This is a genomic window from Niallia sp. 01092 (assembly GCF_052318935.1).
GTDB lineage: Bacteria > Bacillota > Bacilli > Bacillales > Cytobacillaceae > Niallia.
Map to the genome: position 1 here is coordinate 15,610 of NZ_JBQRKO010000012.1, position 21,322 is coordinate 36,931.

General features: G+C 36.3%; 18 protein-coding genes. 7 read left to right on the plus strand and 11 right to left on the minus strand.

Annotation, left to right across the window (positions count from 1 at the left end; all coding sequences use genetic code 11):
• The first annotated feature begins 243 nt into the window (after positions 1-243).
• The gene (locus tag ACTXGU_RS12685) at positions 244-2,235 is read left to right on the plus strand and encodes a methyl-accepting chemotaxis protein (protein ID WP_443481892.1); all 1,992 of its coding nucleotides are present in this window, start codon (positions 244-246) and stop codon (positions 2,233-2,235) included.
• 65 nt (positions 2,236-2,300) lie between these two features.
• Here the strand turns inward: ACTXGU_RS12685 and ACTXGU_RS12690 are convergent, their stop codons facing one another.
• Positions 2,301-3,290, minus strand: a complete 990-nt coding sequence (locus ACTXGU_RS12690) for an NADPH:quinone oxidoreductase family protein (protein WP_443481893.1) — start codon at positions 3,288-3,290, stop codon at positions 2,301-2,303.
• Between the two features lie 201 nt (positions 3,291-3,491).
• On the opposite strand from ACTXGU_RS12690, the gene ACTXGU_RS12695 reads away from it, so the two are divergent.
• Together ACTXGU_RS12695 and ACTXGU_RS12700 are read left to right on the plus strand one after the other, a co-directional pair.
• Positions 3,492-3,632 (plus strand): hypothetical protein, encoded by a 141-nt coding sequence (locus ACTXGU_RS12695; RefSeq protein ID WP_443481894.1) that lies wholly within the window; start codon positions 3,492-3,494, stop codon positions 3,630-3,632.
• A 3-nt stretch (positions 3,633-3,635) separates the two neighbouring features.
• A complete protein-coding gene (locus ACTXGU_RS12700; protein ID WP_443482008.1) occupies positions 3,636-5,213 on the plus strand; it encodes a DUF2207 domain-containing protein in 1,578 nt (525 codons plus the stop codon).
• A 185-nt stretch (positions 5,214-5,398) separates the two neighbouring features.
• On the opposite strand, the gene ACTXGU_RS12705 is transcribed toward ACTXGU_RS12700, so the two are convergent.
• Both ACTXGU_RS12705 and ACTXGU_RS12710 read right to left on the minus strand, forming a co-directional pair.
• Positions 5,399-5,677, minus strand: coding sequence for a hypothetical protein (locus ACTXGU_RS12705; protein ID WP_443481895.1), 279 nt, complete (start codon positions 5,675-5,677; stop codon positions 5,399-5,401).
• A gap of 360 nt (positions 5,678-6,037) precedes the next feature.
• Positions 6,038-6,886, minus strand: coding sequence for an NAD(P)-dependent oxidoreductase (locus ACTXGU_RS12710; protein ID WP_443481896.1), 849 nt, complete (start codon positions 6,884-6,886; stop codon positions 6,038-6,040).
• 633 nt (positions 6,887-7,519) lie between these two features.
• On the opposite strand from ACTXGU_RS12710, the gene ACTXGU_RS12715 reads away from it, so the two are divergent.
• The 3 genes from ACTXGU_RS12715 (at position 7,520) to ACTXGU_RS12725 (ending at position 9,467) form a co-directional block, all read left to right on the plus strand.
• Positions 7,520-7,990 (plus strand): Lrp/AsnC family transcriptional regulator, encoded by a 471-nt coding sequence (locus ACTXGU_RS12715; RefSeq protein ID WP_443481897.1) that lies wholly within the window; start codon positions 7,520-7,522, stop codon positions 7,988-7,990.
• A 4-nt stretch (positions 7,991-7,994) separates the two neighbouring features.
• Entirely contained in the window at positions 7,995-8,606 is a 612-nt protein-coding gene (locus tag ACTXGU_RS12720; protein ID WP_443481898.1) for a LysE family translocator, read from the plus strand.
• A gap of 570 nt (positions 8,607-9,176) precedes the next feature.
• Entirely contained in the window at positions 9,177-9,467 is a 291-nt protein-coding gene (locus ACTXGU_RS12725) for a hypothetical protein (protein ID WP_443481899.1), read from the plus strand.
• Between the two features lie 34 nt (positions 9,468-9,501).
• Here the strand turns inward: ACTXGU_RS12725 and ACTXGU_RS12730 are convergent, their stop codons facing one another.
• The 8 genes from ACTXGU_RS12730 to ACTXGU_RS12765 all read right to left on the minus strand — a co-directional run bounded on the left by ACTXGU_RS12730 (position 9,502) and on the right by ACTXGU_RS12765 (position 19,377).
• Positions 9,502-9,642, minus strand: a complete 141-nt coding sequence (locus ACTXGU_RS12730) for a substrate-binding domain-containing protein (protein WP_443481900.1) — start codon at positions 9,640-9,642, stop codon at positions 9,502-9,504.
• 22 nt (positions 9,643-9,664) lie between these two features.
• Complete coding sequence (locus ACTXGU_RS12735; RefSeq protein ID WP_443481901.1) at positions 9,665-9,763, minus strand: substrate-binding domain-containing protein; 99 nt, start codon at positions 9,761-9,763, stop codon at positions 9,665-9,667.
• Between the two features lie 438 nt (positions 9,764-10,201).
• Positions 10,202-11,659, minus strand: coding sequence for a glycosyltransferase family 2 protein (locus ACTXGU_RS12740; protein ID WP_443482009.1), 1,458 nt, complete (start codon positions 11,657-11,659; stop codon positions 10,202-10,204).
• Between the two features lie 533 nt (positions 11,660-12,192).
• Positions 12,193-13,665 (minus strand): glycoside hydrolase family 32 protein, encoded by a 1,473-nt coding sequence (locus tag ACTXGU_RS12745; protein ID WP_443481902.1) that lies wholly within the window; start codon positions 13,663-13,665, stop codon positions 12,193-12,195.
• 15 nt (positions 13,666-13,680) lie between these two features.
• Complete coding sequence (locus tag ACTXGU_RS12750; protein ID WP_443481903.1) at positions 13,681-14,922, minus strand: MFS transporter; 1,242 nt, start codon at positions 14,920-14,922, stop codon at positions 13,681-13,683.
• Positions 14,923-15,308: 386 nt separating this feature from the next.
• Positions 15,309-16,292: a LacI family DNA-binding transcriptional regulator gene (locus tag ACTXGU_RS12755; protein ID WP_443481904.1), complete on the minus strand. Its 984-nt coding sequence runs from the start codon at positions 16,290-16,292 to the stop codon at positions 15,309-15,311.
• 278 nt (positions 16,293-16,570) lie between these two features.
• Positions 16,571-18,151 (minus strand): gamma-glutamyltransferase, encoded by a 1,581-nt coding sequence (ggt, locus tag ACTXGU_RS12760; RefSeq protein WP_443481905.1) that lies wholly within the window; start codon positions 18,149-18,151, stop codon positions 16,571-16,573.
• Positions 18,148-19,377 carry an MFS transporter gene (locus ACTXGU_RS12765; protein ID WP_443481906.1) on the minus strand — a complete coding sequence of 410 codons (1,230 nt, stop codon included), beginning with the start codon at positions 19,375-19,377 and terminating at the stop codon, positions 18,148-18,150. The genes ggt and ACTXGU_RS12765 overlap by 4 nt, the downstream gene beginning before the upstream one ends.
• Positions 19,378-20,417: 1,040 nt before the next feature.
• Here ACTXGU_RS12765 and ACTXGU_RS12770 point away from each other — a divergent pair.
• A complete protein-coding gene (locus ACTXGU_RS12770; protein WP_443481907.1) occupies positions 20,418-21,092 on the plus strand; it encodes a GntR family transcriptional regulator in 675 nt (224 codons plus the stop codon).
• Positions 21,093-21,322 lie beyond the last annotated feature (230 nt).

A 21,322-nucleotide genomic window follows, 5' to 3' on the forward strand; every position in this document is an offset into this window, starting at 1 on the left:
TGAAAAAATGGGGAGAAGAAGTATTCAGCAGACTGAATACACGTAGACTCCTGTGGGAATGCGAGAAAGACGAGACCCCACAGGAGCGAAGTGTATTCAGGCTGCGGGTTAAATAACAACAATCTATACAAAAAGAGCATTAAATTTAATTAGCACAATGATAATAGTATTATCGACCTAAAGTTTTTAAATATTCTGTCGATATTATAAAGAAACTTAGCTGTCACCGGGGAGGTATTCTTTATGCGTAAAACCAAAAATTGGATAATAAAACCATCCATCTCAAAAAAATTAATTATTTCATTTTTATTAGTATTAGTTATTCCTAGTTTAATTGTTGGTTATAGCGCCTATCAATCAGCAAAAAGCAGTTTAGAAAGTACTATTTTAAATAGCGCTAAAAGTAATGTAGATGTACTTGATCAATTGATTTCACGGGAAGTAGATGAAAGAAAGACAGATATGGATTATATGGCAAAAGCATTAAATAAAACTAATTTTACCCAAGAAAAAGTTGAGCTGACAAATCGTGTACTAAACCAATATTCCAACTTACATAAAGATATTGAAACGATTTATATTGGAAGTGCAACAGGGCAGTTTATTAATGCGCCAGCAAGAGAAATGGATAAAAATTATGATCCTAGACAAAGAGACTGGTATAAACAAGCAACCAGCAGTAATGGAAACCTAGTAATTACTTCACCGTATACTGCTACTTCAACTGGAAACTTAGTGATAACAATTGCACAGCAACTGGAAGATAAATCAGGGGTTGTTGGCATAAATATTAACCTAGATGAACTTATAAAAATGACAAAACAAATTAAAATCGGGAAAGAAGGATACGCTTATATAATGGATCCCAATAAAATATTTATTGCACATCCTATCGAAAAATTAGGTACTTTTTCTAATCACCCTTTGATTGCCAAGATGTTTGCAGATAAAGATGGGGTTGGCGATTTGTCTTATCAATATCAGGGAGTAGATAAAAAACTTTTCTTTAACACGAATAAGCTAACTGGTTGGAAGATTGCCGGGACGATGAATCTAACAGAAGTAGAAGATGCTGCTGCAGACGTCTTTAATCGAACAGCATTGATTTTACTATTTTCTATACTGATAAGCGGTGTAATTGTTTACTTTATTATTATTTCCATCACACGTCCATTGCGAAAGCTTGTAGATTCTTCTAAAGTAATTAGCGAGGGAGATTTAACGGAAGAAATCACAATACGCAGGAAAGATGAAATTGGACAGCTTGGCGAGAGTTTTAATGAAATGTCTGCTTCCCTGCGTACATTAATAACGACAATAACTGCTTCTGTTGATAATGTAGCTGCATCTTCAGAAGAGCTGACTGCGAGTGCAGCGCAAACGAGTAAGGCAACTGAACATATTACACAAGCAATAGAAGCATATGCTAATGGACAAGAAACACAGTCCGAAGAAGTCGAAAGAAATGTATCACAAATACAAGAAATGAATACTGGCTTACAAAATGTTGCTGCGACGACATCCAATATTACACAGGAAGCCGTTCATTCTACAAAAATTGCAGAAAAAGGCGGAACACTTGTACAACAAACTGTAACACAAATGAATTCCATTGAATCTTCCGTAAAAAGTGCAGAAACCGTTGTAAAGGAATTAGGGAAGAAATCATCTGAGATTACGAAAATACTAGAAACGATGAATGCTATTGCTGATCAAACAAATTTATTAGCATTAAATGCAGCGATTGAAGCAGCAAGAGCAGGTGAATCAGGAAAAGGGTTTGCAATTGTAGCAGAAGAAGTCCGTAAATTATCAGAACAGTCTTCTAATTCCGCCAAAGAAATTGGGACATTAATCCATTTAATCGTTCAAGAAATAAACGTTAGCATTGAGACATTTGGACAAATGACTAAAGAAGTACAATCAGGTATTGATATTACGAAACAAACAGAGGAAGGTTTCCAAGTACTTTTCCATTCAACCGAGAAAATTGCTCATTACCTTGACGATATGAACGCGACGGTAGAACAGATGTCAGTCGGTTCGCAGCAAGTATCTGACGGTTTCGACCAAATTGCAGCCATTTCTAGGAAAAGCACTTCCTCGACACAAGAAATAGCAGCCTCTGCAGAAGAACAATTAGCATCGATGGAAGAAATCACTGCTTCTGCAAACATGCTTGCTTCTTTATCAGAAGAACTACAATCACTAATAAAGAAATTTAAAATAGAATAATTAAGATAAAAGGACACTAGTATATGAGGGTTAGTGTCCTTTCGCATGTATATCATAAGGAATCTTTATATATTCACAATCGTTCTCCCTTTTACTTTGCCTGCTAAAATAGCCGGCAGTGTTTCTGGCAATTCACTTAGTGTTACTTCTTGGTAGACAAAGTCGGATAAATTTTTAGGTTTTAAATCTGTCGCCAATCGATCCCATATGTTAATGCGTTCTCCCGTTGGACAATACACGGAGTCAATACCAAGTAAGTTAACTCCACGAAGAATAAACGGAAATACACTTGTAGGAACCTCTCCGCCACCAGTTAATCCACTAACAGCAACAGATCCTTTGTATTTTATTTTACTGATAATAGCAGCTAAAGATTCACCGCCAACAGGATCAATGGCGCCTGCCCAAAGCTGCTTATCAAGTGCTTTTATCGTTCCGTTATACACATCTTCTCTGGAGATAACTTCCTTTGCCCCAAGCTTTGTTAAATACTCTTCTTCATTTTTCCCTGAGCTTGCTACTACATTAAACCCTAGATTCGATAGCATAGCTACTCCAAAACTGCCAACCCCCCCAGTAGCACCTGTTACAAGAACTTTTCCATTATCAGGAGTTAATCCATTATCCTCTAATCGTTGAACTGAAAGAGCAGCTGTAAAACCTGCTGTACCAATAGTCATCGCTTCTTTTAAAGAAAGTCCATCTGGAAGCGGCACAATCCAATCAGCCGGAACCCGGGCATATTCACTATAGCCCCCAGAATGAGAAACGCCGATATCATAACTTGTTGCAATCACTTTATCTCCTTCTTTATATCGTTCATCTTCAGAAGAAACAACAACTCCTGCCAAATCAATGCCAGGAATATGGGGATAAGACCTTACTATTTTTCCATTTGGAGTAGCAGCAAGTCCATCCTTATAGTTGATGCCAGAATGATAGACTTTGATGACAACCTCTCCATTCGATAAATCATTTAAGCTTATATCTTTTACCTTTACAGAAAAATCATCTTCTTTTTTATCTACAACTACAGCTTGAAAAGTCGTCTCCATTTTTGTTCACCTCGGTTTCATAGTAGCAACATGCTAAGAGCTAGTCAAAACAAATGAATTACACTACAAATACAGTAATAACAGTGATTGAATAAGGGTTTTATCAAATCATGCTGTATATAAATGGATGGCAGCAATTTGGATATATTTGAAACTTTTTCCTGCATCTTTTCGTATAAAATGTACAGGAGGTGTTAACAAATGAAAAAATTCATCTTCGTACCGATTACACTACTTATGATTTATTTCCTTTTCCCAAAGACCGCTATGGCCGTGGAATATTCTATTAGCTCTCTTAAAATTGAAGCAAATTTACAAAAAGACGGAAATGTACAAGTGTAAGAAATACAAACCTATTCTTTCGATGGAGAATTTAATGGCATAACGAGAGAAATTTTCCCCAAAAAAGGGACTTCTATTACAAATTTTGAGGCAAAAGAAAACGGAAAACCGTTAAAAGTAGAGAAAGAAGATAATTTATATCGCATTTATCGTAAAGGTTCGGATGAATCCATTGTGGTAAATCTTTTTTATACGATTAAAAACGGAGTAGATGTTTATCCAGATGTCGCCCAGTTTTACTGGCCATTTTTTGATAACAGAAATGAATCGACATACAACAATCTTTCTATCACCATCCATCCTCCTGCACCTACGAAGGATGTTATTGCGTTTGGATATGATGAATCGTTTGGCACTGAAAAAGTAATACCTAATGGATCTGTGTTATTTCAACTAGGGGAAGTTCCTGCTGAAGTAAATGGAGATATTCGTGTAGCATATGATAAAAGTTTGTTTTCAGCAGCACAAAATATTCAGAACCAGCCGATGAAGGAAAAGATTCTTTCGGAAAAAAATAAGATGATAACAGAAGCAGCAAATTATGCAGAAAAACAGGAGAAGGTAACTTCTGTTGGAACGATAGCCCTTCTTAGTTTATCTGTTATACTTTTTGGATCGATGTATATTCTTTTTTTCAAAGGACGAAATAAAAAGAATGCAGTATTACGGAATATCCCTGCTTATTTTACCGTTCCAAAACAAATAATGAGTCTTCCTGCCACTATTTTTTATACAAACCAACGTCAATTGCCAGCAGAAGCAATGGGTGCAGCATTATTAGACTTATTAAGAAAGGGCATCATTGAAAAGAGAAATGAAGACTCCTTCCGAGTATTACAACAGCAGAATGATAGGAAAAAACACGAAAGATTATTAATTGATTTTTTATTTTATACAGTTGGAAATAGAGGCGAATTTCGCTTTGACGATTTAAAGATCTATATAAATAAAAAGAAAAATCATCAAAAATATCATGATTTCCAAGTAAAATGGAATCAAGCAGTGAAAGAGGAATTAAAAGAATATGCTTTATATGAAAAAAATGCACGCGTAAATTGGTATTTTGCTATCCAAACCGTTCTATTACTGCCATGTTTATATTTTTTCCCAGCGTATCAGTTGTTCGGTTTATTATTTGCAAGCACCGTGTTAATCGTAGCTTCTCTTTTATTCGCCCTGCTTTATCGACCAAAAACTTATGAAGGCTTTGAAATTCTGCATCAATGGAAATCATTGCTAAATAATTTTCCTACTATCACAAAAAATGAGTGGGAAAAGCTTTCAGACGATGAACGCATGCGAATATATATTTACGGGCTTGGTATAAACAATAAAAATATTACTCGAAAAAATGAAGCTTTAGCGAAATCTATCCCCTTTCCAAACATGAATCTATCGTATCAAACATCAGAATATCAGGCATTTGATATTCTGACATTCTATTATTTTGGCACCCTTGCTTCCACCAATTTTTATGATGCAAACAAGTCGGTGGAAAAAACAATGCATGGAAGCTATGGCAGCTCTAGTTCCTTCACAGGCGGTGGCGGTGGAGGCGGCGGTGGTTCAGGAGCATTTTAAAATAATGACCTACCTTGTATATTGACCATCCGTGTAGAACGGATGGCCTTTTTCGTTATGGTTTATGATGTCGGAACCAGTGAGGTTTTGGGTTTACTTGTTTGGTGAAAACAGAAAGTAAAGTACCTTTAATCGCAAGTTTTGAAATTATACTATTCACAGGAAAATTCGCATGAGGATTTGTCCTACTCCGGGATTCTATTAGACAAAATATCGATTTCTACTGTTTTTTTGTCTTTGAGAACCTCTCTTTTAGACAATATTTCGTTTTTTACTGTTGTTTTGTCTTTGAGAACCTCTCTTTTAGACAATATTTCGTTTTTTACTGTTGTTTTGTCTTTGAGAACCTCTCTTTTAGACAATATTTCGTTTTTTACTGCCGTTTTGTCTTTGAGAACCTCTCTATTAGACAAAATTTCGTTTTTTACTGCCGTTTTGTCTTTGAGAACCTCTCTTTTAGACAAAATATCGATTTCTACTGTTTTTTTGTCTTTGAGAACCTCTCTATTAGGACAAAATTTCGATTTTTACTGTTGTTTTGTCTTTGAGAACCTCTCTTTTAGACAAAATTTCGTTTTTTACTGCCGTTTTGTCTTTGAGAACCTCTCTTTTAGACAAAATTTCGTTTTTTACTGCCGTTTTGTCTTTGAGAACCTCTCTTTTAGACAAAATATCGATTTCTACTGTTTTTTTGTCTTTGAGAACCTCTCTATTAGGACAAAATTTCGTTTTTTACTGTTGTTTTGTCTTTGAGAACCTCTCTATTAAACAATATCTCTTGTTTGCACCACTAAAGTAAACCAGTCAAACTTTTACACACTAGTTCACTTTTTCCGCAATTGTTCAATAACCGCCATCACATCTTCATCACCTAAATTATTTGCGAGCGCCTGTTGATATGTTTCATTTGCAGACGTACCAATTGGCAATAATTCATCTGTTTCACTAGCAAGTCGTAAATCTTTAGCCATATGCTTTAAGGCAAAAGCAGCAGGAAAGTCATTATGTAAAATGCTTGGTGTTTTCATTTTAGAAATAGCCGTTCCGACTGCACTTTCGGAGATAATGGTCAGCATATCTTCTGTATTAATGCCTTGATTTTGTGCAAATAACACAGATTCTGCGATGCCTTGTACGGTAATGCCTAATAATAAGTTAATCGCTAGTTTAGCGTTGCTGCCAGAACCAGAATCCCCTAAGTAAAGGGACATTTTACTCATCGGCTCAAACAATGGCTTCACTTGTTGGTAAGTTGCTTCCTCTCCACCAACTAATACGATTAACGTACCGTCCTTTGCTGGCTGCACACTTCCTGAAACAGGTGCATCTAAAAACGAAACAGCTGATTTTTTTGCGGCATTATACAGTTCCTTTGATGTTTTTGGAGACACAGTGCTCATATCAATAAAAATTTTGCCCGCGTCCGCCAATCCAAAAAGATTTTGATCAAAGTACAAACTTTTCACTGCCGCATCATCCGAAACCATGGTAAAAATAACATCACTTGTTTCCACTAATTCCTGAAGATTTTCTGCTTGCACCGCTCCTTGCTTCACAAGCTCTTCCCCTTTAGCTGCAGTACGATTATAAATTTTCACGTTGAATCCAGCTTTTATTAGATTAGAAGCAATCGGTATTCCCATATTTCCAAGTCCTATCCAGCCTATTTTCATCGTAATATACCCTTCCCTTCCTATATCATTACCCAACTATAAGAATAGCATATTTGTTTCTGCGTATAATAGAATCTTATCTTTATATTTTTGAATATTCTATCTATTTTTAACTATTTCGTCACAAGTTTGGGGAAGAAATATTAATTAGCAACCACAAAGAAACACCCTATTATGGAATAAGGTGTTCTTAGTCTTGATAGATTTAATTTGATGCTGAAGCAGTTTATGCTGCAGTTGTAGTTTCAAACTTGTACAGAATATCCTCTGAGTTAGTTTTTCAATCGTGATCCTTTTTTACTTCTTTCTTTTTCTTGAAAATAATTTTTATTGTACTTGTCAATTCTAATACTTTTTTATATTCTTTTTTTCATCCTTCTTTTTATGGTCTTTGTGCTCCACCTGTCTTTACCGTCCTTATTTTTCTAAAGTTTCATAAATCATGATGAATATTCATTTAGAAACTTTGTAGTATATCTTATGAAACAAGCTATAAACTTGACAGGTCAAATCTCTTAATTTTGCATATTCCCCCACAACCATGCCCTTTATCTTTTTTTAATAAAAAACATTAGATAACCTAGTAAAATTAGGATATTATTAAAATAACTTAATAAAAAAAGGTGATTACCAATGGATGCATACGATTTAAAAATCATCAACCTGTTGATAGAGAATGGAAGAATAAAATGGGCGGACTTAGCTTCCGAAGTTGGTTTGTCAGCTCCAGCTGCAGCAGAACGTGTCAATCGTTTAGTAGAACAAAGAGTAATTAAACAGTATCAAGCAGTAGTGGATGCAGAGGCAGTTGGATGTGAGTGTACGGCATTTGTAGCCGTTTCACTGGAACACCCGAAATTTCGAGATGCTTTTTTATCCGTTGTTCAACAGTTGGCAGAAGTGCAGGAATGTCATCATATTGCCGGTGAAGATGATTATTTATTAAAGGTGCGATGTAGAAATACAAAAGATTTAGATCGAGTAATAAGTCATGACCTTAAAAGTGTGGAAGGTGTTTTCCGAACAAAAACAACGATTGTGATGGACACATTAAAGGAAACGACTAAACTCCCTTTACAAAAACATACATTTCAAATGGAGTGAGAAGATGGCTATTGTTTATTTGCTGAAAGGAATAATTTTAGGAGTATCAATCGCAGCACCTGTAGGTCCAATTGGTGCACTTTGCATTCAAAGAACATTGACACAGGGGCGTTTATATGGATTTATTTCCGGACTTGGGGCAGCAACAGCTGACGGCATGTATGGCTTGATCGCAGCGTTTGGTTTGACGATTATTACGCATTTTTTAGTAGGCTATCAATTTTGGTTTCAACTGGTTGGAGGATGCTTCCTTTTATATCTTGGAGCTAAAACAGCTAGGACGAAAGCTGCTTCTCTCCATTCAACAGTGGAAAGAAAAACTATCCTAAATGCGTATTTTTCCGTATTCCTCCTCACTTTAACGAATCCCATGACGATTCTTTCGTTTATTGCTATTTTCTCAGGATTTGGTGCAACGTCATCACAGGGAACTATTTCTCTTGCTATCTTATTAGTTGTAGGAGTCTTTATCGGTTCTGCATGCTGGTGGATCCTATTAAGCTTTGCTGTTAACTTGTCTCGAGAAAAAATGATGCCTCATTTAGGATTGGTTAACAAACTGTCTGGGAGCTTGATCATCCTATTTGGTTTGCTTGGAATTGTGAAAGTTTTTTAATTAAGGCTACCCTGAAAATAAGCTCTGTTAAAAGGGGTTTTCCGAAGCTTATCGCTCGCTTTCCGCGGGGCGAGCGCCGAGCCTCCTCGTCACTTTGCTTCTGCGGGGTCTCGCCTTTCTCGCTAATCCCGCAGGAGTCGAGTGAACGCTTCTCCAAACCAATATCATTCTTAGCTCTAACTCCTTATATCTCCACGCTGAATGAACACTACTTATTTTCATCTCCTATGGTGCGAATTTTATTAGCATGGGTGTCTCTGTTAAACTTGCCTGTTGATTGCAGCAAGAGGCATTCGCTTTCCGCGTGCGGTCCGGGAGCCCTCTCGTCGCTTTGACTCGCTTTTCCCTCAGGAGTCTCACGCCTTCCGCTCCAATTAACAAAGTATCAAAATTAGTAATTAACTTTAACACACCTTAATTATAGTGATCATAAACGAAACTAGCCCCTTACTCATAATTTCGTAGGGTTAATTTGGTTAAACTGAATTACTACAAAACCAAACCTAAATCAAAGAAACATTCGAAAGGAGCTCGTTGGATCTAGAAGCATTATTGCCTTGACAGATCGTATTGACACAGATTCTATGTGTAGACAGTCATTACAAAAAATTGAAGGTAATAATTCAAGGGAAAGGATATGTAGCCGCGGGTTCTTACACAATTGATCGACTAATGCATAATATTCGCGCTATCGGTTTTAATGAAAAGGATGTATGGAATATGACCTCATTTGTTCCATTACAAGCTTGTAATTACTTACATACACTTGAAAATCTATCTATAAAGCCATTCAGTTTTATAGATGAAACTAAAAAAAGAACACATTTTAAAGCTCCTGTACCAGAACTGGTTCTAGCTTAAGTATAAAAAGACCACATTTCGAATGTGGCCTTTTTTATGTTGACTTCCTTTTAATAAACTCTAATTCCAATTTATTAATGGTTGGAACATCTTTATTATTAATTAAATTATATAATAAATTTGCTGCTGTCTCACCCAACTCTTTAATGGGTTGATGTATCGTTGTAAGCTCCACTACTTTCGATATTGGCTGATTATCAAAGTCCTATAACTGCCAAATCTTCAGGTATCCGTATTCCTTGATTCTTAGCTTCGTAGATGATTCCGGCGGCTACATAATCACTTCCTACAACCATAGCTGTGGGACGATTTCGACTGTTCTAGAAGTGTTTTTGCTACTCTAATTCCATCCTCAATTGTATACTGTTCAGTAAAGTACCAATTATCCCTCCATTTTAATCCGTATTCCTTTTGATGGTGAAAAAATGATTTCTTCAAACATATTTTGTTCTTTTTAGATCAAAATTTTATTTTAGAGAAGTCCCATTAGTAAATCGAATTTGCTAGCGGGATCCCAAACTAAAAACTCCTCACTACATAAGCAAGGAGTTTTTAATTATGAATAATATTTAATTTGAAACCACTATATCCAAGAACTAAAACACTAGTTGTAACGCCATTTTTTTATTCAGCCTCATTTATGTTACGCCAACTAGTGTTCTTCTTGAGTTTATTTTATGGGAATGGTTTCATGTCAAAAGCAATTAAGAATATTTAATGTAAAAAAATCTCTTCTACGCAGCATGTCTCCCGCGCAATGTCCAAATTTGATAAACCATCATTAACGATTTAATAATCGTTAAGTAGGTCAACGTGATCCAACCGCCCATCAAATAAGGTTTAATTGCTTCTTGCACTGCAGGACTAGTCAAAAAATCTCTATACTCAACACAAGCATAAACTGCCCCTAAGCTGAGGATAATAGCAAAAAAGATCCCTTGTGTTAATTTACTTCTTGTTTTCCCTGATTCTGCTGCATATTGGTTGGCCCAGCCGTCTTTTTTATTTGCTGAAAGTTTGCCTAGCCAAACTTGGCTGAATGTCATTAAGTTCACCCATAAATACAATTCGGGACTGATAAGCAAAAAGGCAAAAATAACATCAACGGTTCTGTGCATCGGTGTTTTAATGGCTAGCATCATGTTTAATACCGATGCAAGACCAACTGGTATTAACCAAATCCATGACCAATAATACTGATCAGTTGCAAGGGCTACAGACAAAAGGGTTAGAAACATAACACGTATTACTAAATCAGAAAACAGCTTCATTTGGTTTCGCCATATTTTCCCTTTATGCCTTGTTTGTACACTTAAATCTTTATTGGTGAGCAAATCTACAGTTTCTGAACTCCATTTATTACGCTGCTCTCGGAAGGTATGATACGATCTCATCGCATCTACAAAGCATCGCCCTTCAGGACTAATTAACGTTTTCCAACCGGATTTTTGGAGCTGCCATGTTAAAAGCATATCTTCTACATCACTATCGTTCTGCCATGGGCCATCTAATTTATTATGATTCACTACCTCCTGCAATGCCTCTGGTCTAAAAAGAGTCGCCTGACCGCCAAGTACATAGGTGCTTCCTCCATGATATTGAAGATCAAGGAGCCAGCTGGCCATATCTTGTTTTTGCTGATGCGTCCACCACCTTGTAATAGGACCGCCATATTCGCCACTCGCTATTTTTTCTTCATAATACACATCATTTTTAGACAGAAGGCTTTTCTTTTTTGGCATACGCATTGTATATTTTGCCATTACTCCGCCAATATTACGGGCACTCATTAAGCCTTCCCATAAATTTTTCAAACAATTTGGGGCAAGCCTGCTGTCTGCATCCATCCCTAAAATGGCTTTAATACTTTGTTTATATAACTCCTGATGTTCGGTTAACTGCTTATTATATAAATCGAGTACATCTCCATAAAGCAGCTTCCATCCAGCATTTAATGCTCCAACTTTTCGAAGCTTATTATTTTCTGTTACAATTACCTTTAAATTTAAGTTAAACTCTTCACCAGCAGCAATTGCTTTTTCTTCTGTTCGATCCGTACAATTGTCTGCAACAACATATACATCCAATTCTACTTCTTTAGGGAGCAATTGATCATGGAGGCCAGCTAAACAATCTCGAATAGATTTCTCTTCATTATGGGCAGGAATCAGTGCGATAATTCTCGGTTTCATATACGATTTTTTTACACCAGGTATACTAAAAAACGAAATACTCCCTTTATCTTGTTCTACGATAACTGACAAGTAATCCACCATCTTCCTCTTAATTTTTGGCGACTGTTTATCCATAGCTATTTTTTACACTTTATCGTTCTTTAAAAAGAACGATTTTTCCTAAAAAAACCATCGCTTGGAATCAGGCGAATAATTATCTTCAGTCGTTCTTAATATACAAAAATTAGTTATTATTAGACTCTGTTAAATTCCATTGTTGATTTTCAAAAGGTCAGGAATCCACTCCCTTTCCGCAGGAGTCTCGCAGATTCCCTTCCTATAAACAACATGATCGTTTAACAGAGCCATTATTTTTAAAAACTTCTGTCCCTATCGTTAATATTATTCATTATAAAGAACAATATTACATATTCTACACATAAAAAAGAAGGCTATCCTTCCATTCAAACTCTAATATATAGATCAAAATGATACTTCTATATAAAGAATTTTATTAATGAAGGACATACCTCTTTTCCAATATGATAGCATTATTTCCAGGTATCTTTTAATTTCCAAGCAGCTAACTCTTTTACATTAACCACTCCATTTTCCGAGACTATTTCTATTCCCGTTCTTTCTTCTTTCGGATAGATTCGGCTTGTCATCGTCGCTTCTCCATCGTTAACAAATATCTCAATGGATGATCGATCTATAAATATTCGTAAGGAAAGCTCTTCTGAGGATGCTAATTTTGTGCTTCTTACGCCATCTTTTTCTTTTCCATAATTAGAACAATCCAGTGTAAGCTTTTGTGTCGTTTTATGATATTGAATGGTTAAAACTTCACTACCGCTCCCAATAAGATTTACTTCAATAGCCTCCGCTTCTGTGCTCTTTAAATCAAAGACAGCCTTCACTTCCAATAATACTTCTTTTGCTTCATAAAAACAGCTGTCTACTACTGATTTGTTTTGTAATACAGGATATGCGGTCTCACGCAATTGAACTAGCTCTTCTACAGGATTCATCAAAAGGATTCCTTCTTTGCTTAACGTTAAAACCCTCGGAAGTGTAAGAGCACCAGCCCAACCATCTTTTTTCGTAGGCATATCCGATTCCCACATATCCATCCAACCAATCGCAATGCGGCGCCCTTTATCGTCTAATAATGTTTGAACCGCATAGAAGTCATGCCCATGATCTAGTTCAGTAAATTCACCGTATACAAACTCATTCGTTTCATAGTTATAATCTCCAATTAAAGAACCAGTCTGGAAAAGGTTTTGATAGCGATTTTCTTCTGCTTCCATCCCTTGCGGAGAGAAAAGCAAAACATACTTACCATCTAATTCAAAGAAATCCGGACATTCCCACATATACCCAAGGGTGCCGTCACTTTGGGCAAGCACCCCGATATATTCCCATTTTCGCAGATCAGGAGATTTATATAAAATGACCCTTCCAACCTCTTCTTTTGTAGCATTTCCAAGAATCATATACCATTCGCCATTATGCTTCCATACTTTTGGATCACGGAAATGATGAGAGCTGTCTTCAGGCGGTTCAGCTATCACAGGATTTTCTCCAACCTTTTCAAAAGTCACACCGTCTTTGCTCACAGCAATATTTTGATTTTGAAAAAAAACATCCTTTTCCTTATCTACATAATGATGCCCCGTATAAATAAGCGTCAATTCCCCATCGTTATCCACTGCACTTCCTGAAAAGCAGCCATCTTTATCGCATGTATCTCCTGGAGCTAAAGCAATCGGCAAATGCTCCCAATGAACAAGATCCTTTGACTTAACATGTCCCCAATGCATTGGGCCCCAATTTTCATCATATGGATGATGCTGATAAAACACATGATATTCTCCATTAAACTGCACTAATCCATTAGGATCATTAATCCAATTTGCAGGCGCCATAATATGATAGCCTAATCTGTATTGATTGTTCATTTTCTTCATCGTTTCTTTTAAAGATTCTTCCGCTTTCTTTAATCTATTCGTCTTCAGCATATGGCTATTCTCCTTCTAAATGGTTTTTATGACTGCTTCTTTACGAAGAGCATTCTTTGTATTTTTTCTTTCATTTAATAACGTAAACATGGATATAGTTGTAAAAATAAACACTAGTATCCCCATTACTAAATAAGTATGACGGAAACCAATACTATCGTAAAGCCCCCCAGCAATTGGCGAAAGAATGGAAGCTCCTACCTGAGAAGCAAACTGGAAGCCTACGAGATAAAGCACAGATGACAGGCGCGTATCAAAATTTGCAGCTAAATATTTAAAAATGGCAATCAACATAATAGGCAGCTCCAAGGCATGAATTAATTTCATGGTTGAAATGCCGATTGGGCCAATTACAATTCCTGAGCCAATAATACGGAATGCCATCAGCATACCTGCAAGAATTAAGCTGTTTTTTGCCCCTACTTTATTCACAACATATGGAGCAAGGAACATCATGCCAGCTTCCAAAAATACTTGAAAAGAATTTAAATATCCAAACACTTGGTTTCCTAGTGCTTCTGATGGAAATAAAGAAGAATAGTAGATAGGGAACTGCTGATCATAGACACTATAAACACAGGTCACCCCAATTACATATAACATTAAAAACCAAAAATCTTTTAAAAGGAAAAGATTTCCTACATCCTTCAACCCTACAGAATCCGCTTTCAAAATTTCCTGTTCTGTCATTTCCACCTTAACTGATAGAATAATAGCTACTAAAATAATAGCCGATAGGGAAGCCACCCAAAAGTTAATGTCTGGATTGATATTAAATAACTGACCAGCAAAAAATGTTGCTGCCGCCCATCCTAATGATCCCCACATTCTTGATTTTCCATATTCAAAATCGTACTTGCGACTAATTTTTTCTATATAAGATTCGATGGCACCAATACCAGCCAAAAAGGACATTCCAAGATACAGCCCTCCAACGATGGCGCCAAGTGTTACATTATATTGCAATAATGGTCCATATACATAAATATAAAATGGACCAACGAATACTAGTAAAATGCTTATGCTAGATAATATATGTTTTTTTAAACCGATTTTATCCGAAATATACCCGTAAAGCGGTTGCATGCACAAGGCAAAGATAGCGTTTACAGAAAAGATAATGCCAGTTTCTGCTCCATTTAAGTTTATTTCCTGCCCCAACCAAATGGAGAATAAGGAATAGCTCGATGACCAGGTAAAAAAGAAAAAGAAGAAATACGCACTAAGTTTCCAGTAGAGACCTTTTGAACTTTTCATATTTATTGCTCCTTTTTTTTAGATTAAAAACCTTCCAACCTAAAATGAAAGCACTTTCAACATTATTTTATGTCAACCGGTTTCATAAGTCAATCCTTTTTATGTCAACCGGTTGCACATTTTTAAAATCAGTTCTTTTTCCCCAGAAAAAATACAATTGCTTGTATCATACAGAGGTTTTCGTTCGGTTTTCCGTGGCTTACCACACGCTTTCCCGCGGGGCGAGCGCCGAGGAGGCTTCCAGACCGCCCACGGAAAGCGAATGCCTGAAGCGGAAACAGGCAAGTTTAACAGAGCCTTTCATAAAAAAATGCAACTCCATTATCAAGAATTGCATTTTACTGCTCATCTAAAAATCTGCATTACCTATCTCAGCTTTTTTTCATTTAAGTTGTTTCTCCTAAAAGAAGCTTTACTGGATGATTTATCTGCTGTGGGGTGTCGTTGAATTCTCCGTCCATCTGCTTTAATAATATTTCTATAGCTGATTCTGCAAGAAGTCTAATAGGTTGTTGAATAGTTGTTAAGTCTGGAAATAAACTTTGCGCTGTTTCTGTCCCATCATACCCTATCACTTTTAAATCTTGAGGGATTTTTTTTCCTCGTGCTTTTGCCTCCCTTATAAAAGATGCAGCAAAAATATCATTGCTGGCAAATACTCCATCTACATCTGGTATTTCCGCCAAGATTTTTTTCATTACATTAGATTGGCTTTGTGGATTAAAGGTTTCTTGTATTTCATAAGTAATCGGTTCTCTCCCATTTGCCAACATAACGTCTTCATAGGCCTTTCTTCTAAGCATGGCAGGTGTTGCAAAATCTACTGGCCCATTAATATGAATAATTCTGCTGCAGCCCTTTGATACAAGCAGTTCAGATGCCAGCTTTCCTCCTTCATAATTATCGGAGCTGACAATCGGTATATTTTCAGCCAATGTCCGGTCAATGGCTACTACTGCTAAATGCTGTTTTTGATAATCGACAATCCCCTGGTTGTGTGTTCCGACTATGATTCCGTCTACCTGATTACGCATAAGCATCTCTAAATATTTCTCTTCTTTTTCTATATCATTTAAACTATTGCAAATCAGCACTTTATAATCGATCGAAGCACACACATTTTCAATCTCAAAGGTAAGCTCCCCAAAAAAAGGATTTACTGTTGTTGGGATAATGAGGCCAATAACATTTGTTCTTTTATTAAATAACGACCTGGCAAGTTCATTTGGATAGTAATTTAGCTCCTTCATCGCTTTATACACATTTTTTTTTGTTTTTTCTCCAATATAGCCTCTGTTGTTCAGGACGCGCGAAACGGTTGTTGGCGATACACCTGCCAGTTTTGCCACATCCTTGATTTTAGGTTTCATATCGTTCCTCCGTTTTCATTGCCGCTAAATATCTTCTACCCTTTATTATAATATAACTTAAGTAGTTGTTCCTTCCTTAACAATATGGATAAGCTCTGTTGCAATAGTTTTCCTAAGGTAGCTTGAGTTTAGTTTTTGGGCTGATCAGAAAATAATTCACACAAAAAATGACTGCCGAATATACGGCAGTCGAGCGTTTAAAGAGAGAGCTTTTTTATCAACAGCATGCTGTTTTAAAGAATTTGCCTATCTGTTTAATAATTTAACTGTTTTTTTATTTACCTGCCAACGGCTGCTCCATCACTTCTAGGATCTACACCGCCGTATAAGTAGCCTTGTTCATCAATTAAAATGGCACTTGCGTGGCCCATTATGCCATCAAAACCTTCTACTACCTTAACATAATGACCTGCATCCTGAAGTTTTTCCACCACCTCATCTGAAACTCGGCCTTCGATTTTTAATTCTTCTGTTTTTACTCCCCATGTCCTTCCCCAAACAAACCTCGGTTCACTTATCGATTCTTGAGGATCGAATCCGTAATCGAGCATTCTTGTGATCATCAATGTCTGTGTTTGCGGCTGTCCTTCTCCACCTTGTGTTCCGTATAACACATATGGTTTATTGTCTTTAAATGCCATTGCCGGCATCAGCGTATGAAAAGTTCGTTTTTGTGGCTCTAATGTATTCACATGATTTGGATCTAGGGAAAAGAACGACCCTCTATTTTGCATCGTAATTCCTGTATCCCCAGCAACAATTCCAGAGCCGAATTCAAAATATAAGCTTTGAATAAACGAAACAGCATTACCATCTTTATCAACAACTGCCGCATGAGCCGTATCGCTCCCAACAGGACGAGTCTTAAAATCATTCGTACTGTCAAATGAAATAGAATCTGCCATTTCTTTTGCATAGGCTTTACTTAACAATCGTTCTAATGGAATATCTTTAAATTTAGGATCTGTTAAATACTCGTTTCTATCTTGAAAGCTTCTTTTCACTGCCTCCACTAGAAGATGATAATACTCATAAGAACCATAAGGGATTGATGAAAAATCAAAATTCTCCAATATATTTAAGATCATTAAACCGACAAAGCCTTGAGAATTTGGCGGCACTTGATACATCGTATAATCACGATATGTACTGGATAGCGGCTTGCTCCACTCCCCTTTATGTGCAGCAAAATCTGCTTCTGTTAACAAGCCGCCTTTTGCTTGAAGACTGGAAATAATCCGTTTTGCCAAATCTCCTTTGTAAAAATCATCTCTGCCCTTTGCTGCTAATTGAGTTAATGTATTTGCTAAATCTTTTTGCACAAATTTGGAGAATTTGTTAGGAATTTTTCCATCCGTCAAAAAGACAGCTGCCGTTTCATTATTAGCCTGTAATAGGTCTACATTTTTAACTGTATTTTCATGCTGATCATTGGAAAGCGGAAACCCTTTTTCTGCATATTCAATAGCTGGCTGCAGAACTTCTGCAAGAGATTTGCTTCCATATTCTTTTATGATTGCATCCCAGCTGTCTACCATACCTGGAACAGTAATAACACTTTCTATCCCTCGAAATGGAATGGACTCTTTTCCTTCATACGTTTTTCTCGTAATGTTGGCACCAGTTCTGCCACTGCCATTATAGGAACGTACTTTGCCTTCTCCCGTTTGGTAAGTCAACCAAAAGGAATCTCCTCCAAGTCCTGTCATATGTGGGTAAACAACTGCTAAACAAGCACTTACTGCTACAGCCGTATCAAATGCATTTCCACCCTCCGCTAAAATACGCTCTCCTGCCTGGGAGGCTAAATAATGGGGGCTGACAACCATCGATTTTGTTCCGACTATTACTTTATTCAAACCACTGTTTCCTCCTTATTTAACACGCCAATAGTTTTTTCTTCCTTATTTTTATTGCTTGTAAACAAAAATAATACAGCACCAATAATTAATAGTCCACCTGCTAAATAAAATCCAAATTCAAGGCTGCCTGTTTTATCAGCAAAGTATCCAGTAATATATGGAGCAAAAATCGATGAAAGCATACCGCTGAAATTAAAGAATCCGTACACTCTTGAATACATAGATGTTGGTGTAATATCTGCCATATAAGAAATTAAAACAGGATCAAGCGCTAATTTTCCAAGAAGACCATATAAACATAATCCAACGATTAAAAAGTTAAAGTTTTCTGTATATGGAATAGCAAATTGACAAATTGCTCCAGCTAAAGCCAACCCAATAATAAGCGGTTTTTTACTTTTAATTCGATCCGATAAAAATCCGAAAAGAATTGCTCCTGGAATGGAAGCCCATGGTACTAAAGAGGATATAATACCAGTTTGTGATGCTTCAATGCCTCGTGCAGTTTGTAAATAGTATGGAAGCCAAGTTAACATTCCAAAGAATCCATATAAAGAACAAAAGATTAACACATAAACAAAAATATGATTCTTTGTGAATATTTTCTTCATTTCTACTTTTTCTTGAACAGATGCTGTTTCCTTTTGTTGCTTATGTGAATTATCACGAACAAAGATAGCAATTAATATCCCCACAATAATAGTAGGTATTGCAAATACATAAAACGGGAACTGCCAGCCTTTGTTTAATTCATACGTAAAATAACTAGATGCCATAAATCCTAAAGAAATACCAAATGCCATTCCACTGTTAATAATAGCTGATACAAGTCCACGATATTTTTTCGGTGTAATAGTAGAAGAAATTCCGTATTGTGATCCGTAGTAAGTTCCTTCTCCTAATCCAGTTAATGCTCTCATCATTAAGAAGATTCCAAAAGTAGTAGAAGCACCACTTAAATAAGTACCAACCCCAAAAACAATAAAGCCGATAACAAGTACTTTCACTCGTCCAAATTTATCTGCTAAAAAGCCTGTTGGAATTTGCATGAGTGCATATGCCGCAAAGAAGACGGTTGCCATTAATCCTAATTGGGATTTTTCTAAGTTCCACTCCTCCCCAATACTTCCCATTACAGGCGATAGAATATTTCGGTCTGCATACATAAATACCCAGCCTAAAAAGAATAAAAAGATAACGAGTGCAGGATGCGTTTTTTTCATGTAATAGTCTCCTTTTTCTGAAAGTTAAGATAATAGTAACACGTATAGGTTAAAAAAGAAGAGTTTATGTCAGATTATCTGACATAATATTTTTCGATTGGTAAATAACAATTAATGATTATTTACGTTTTGTAAAATAATTATCATTTTAAATTACATATCGTATTTTTGTTAACCCTTTCATATTTTTTTACTTACCTATTATTACATTAAGGCTCTTTTCGTATAGATTGTTGTTATTTAACCCGCAGCCTGAATACACTTAGCTTTCCGCGGACGAGTGCCGAGCCTCCTCGTCGCTATGCTGAGGCCACTGAAAAAGTGAATGCTATAAAATATAGGTAGCGACAATCCAAGCAACGTAGAGGTTTTCGTTCGGTTTTCCGAGGCTTACCACACGCTTTCCGCGGGGCGAGCGCCGAGCCGCTTCGTCGCTACGCTCCTGCAGGGTCTCGCCTGTCTCGCTAATCCCGCAGGAGTCGTACGGACGCCTCTCCTAACCAAAATGATGGTCGTTTTCAAACTCTCTATACCATTTTTACCCTAGTAAATTTAAGTGTTTCACCTATAATTATATCTAATAAAACACTTTTTCAGTGCCGTCGCTATGCTCCTGTGGGGTCTCGTCTTTCTCGCTTTTCTAAGCAGGAGTCTACGTGTATTCAGGATGCTAAGTGCTTCAGCCATGTTTATTATTATTCAAAAACAACAAACTTATAGTAAACAGCCTACAATAAATACACATGGCACTATAAATAAAACAACAAGCAAAAATATTAATAGAATCTATCAATATTACAATCAGATTTTGTGTTACATTTGTTTCTTTCATTACATTGGCCCTATTGTATATTCTTTAAGGAAAAGCTGTAATATTTTGTCCGATTATTACTTTTGAAGCTTAGAACATAGTAAAAATCATATTGACTGTCATAATTCAAGTTATTATAATCCAATTATATAAAGAATCAGAAAATTCTTTTTTTAAAAGAATTGTATACAATTATACAGAAATTCTAATTCATGTTTAGGAGGTAAATATGAACAATATAAATAATCGTCTACTAACAAAAGACCATGCTTATTCGGTGTTAAAGCAAAAAATTATTGATGGTATATTAAAACCGGATGAGATTGTTCGGGAAGAACAATTAGCTTCGATATTGGAAATCAGCAGAACTCCATTGCGAGAAGCAATTCAACGGTTGGAATTGGCAGATTTCCTTGTACGACAGCCGAATGGACGTCTAAAGGTTGCTTCCATTAATAAGAAAGAAATGAAAGAGATTTTTTTAATACGAAGCATGTTAGAAGGGGCCATTACGAAAAGTGCAGCATTACTTGCAACCGAACAAGATATTGTAAATTTAACCAAATTACTAGAAAAATTAAAAACTTCTTTCCAGCAGCACTCCAATCAGGAGTTTGTCTCCTACGGATTTGAATTTCATGATTATTTAGGGAAAATCAGTAAACTGACCACATTTGAAAAAATACTAAATATCCTTAGAGATCATTCTCTTCGTTATTGCCGGCTTGTTTCTGCCCATGGAGATTGGGATGCAAAAGCAGCAGAGGAACATAGCTTAATCTTGCAGAAAATTATCGAAAAAAATCCAGAAGCAGCAGAAAATGCGATGAAAGATCATATTTTAAGCAGCCTAGCTACTGCAATAGAAAGAATAGAAAGGTTGGAAGAAGTGAAAGCTCAATAAACCAGAATCGTTTCATTTGAAATAAATAGAGATTTCTGAAAACAGCCACAACTTTTAAGACTAGCTTATATTTTTTTGTAGGCACTCCAAAACATTAGTTCAATATCCTGCATCTAAAACTTATCTCCATCCCACCAGAAGATAACATAAAGTTCAACATATCAGATGAAGCAATCAATCTCAATAGATAGTATTGATGACACGGAACAAACGATTCAAAAACAACTGAT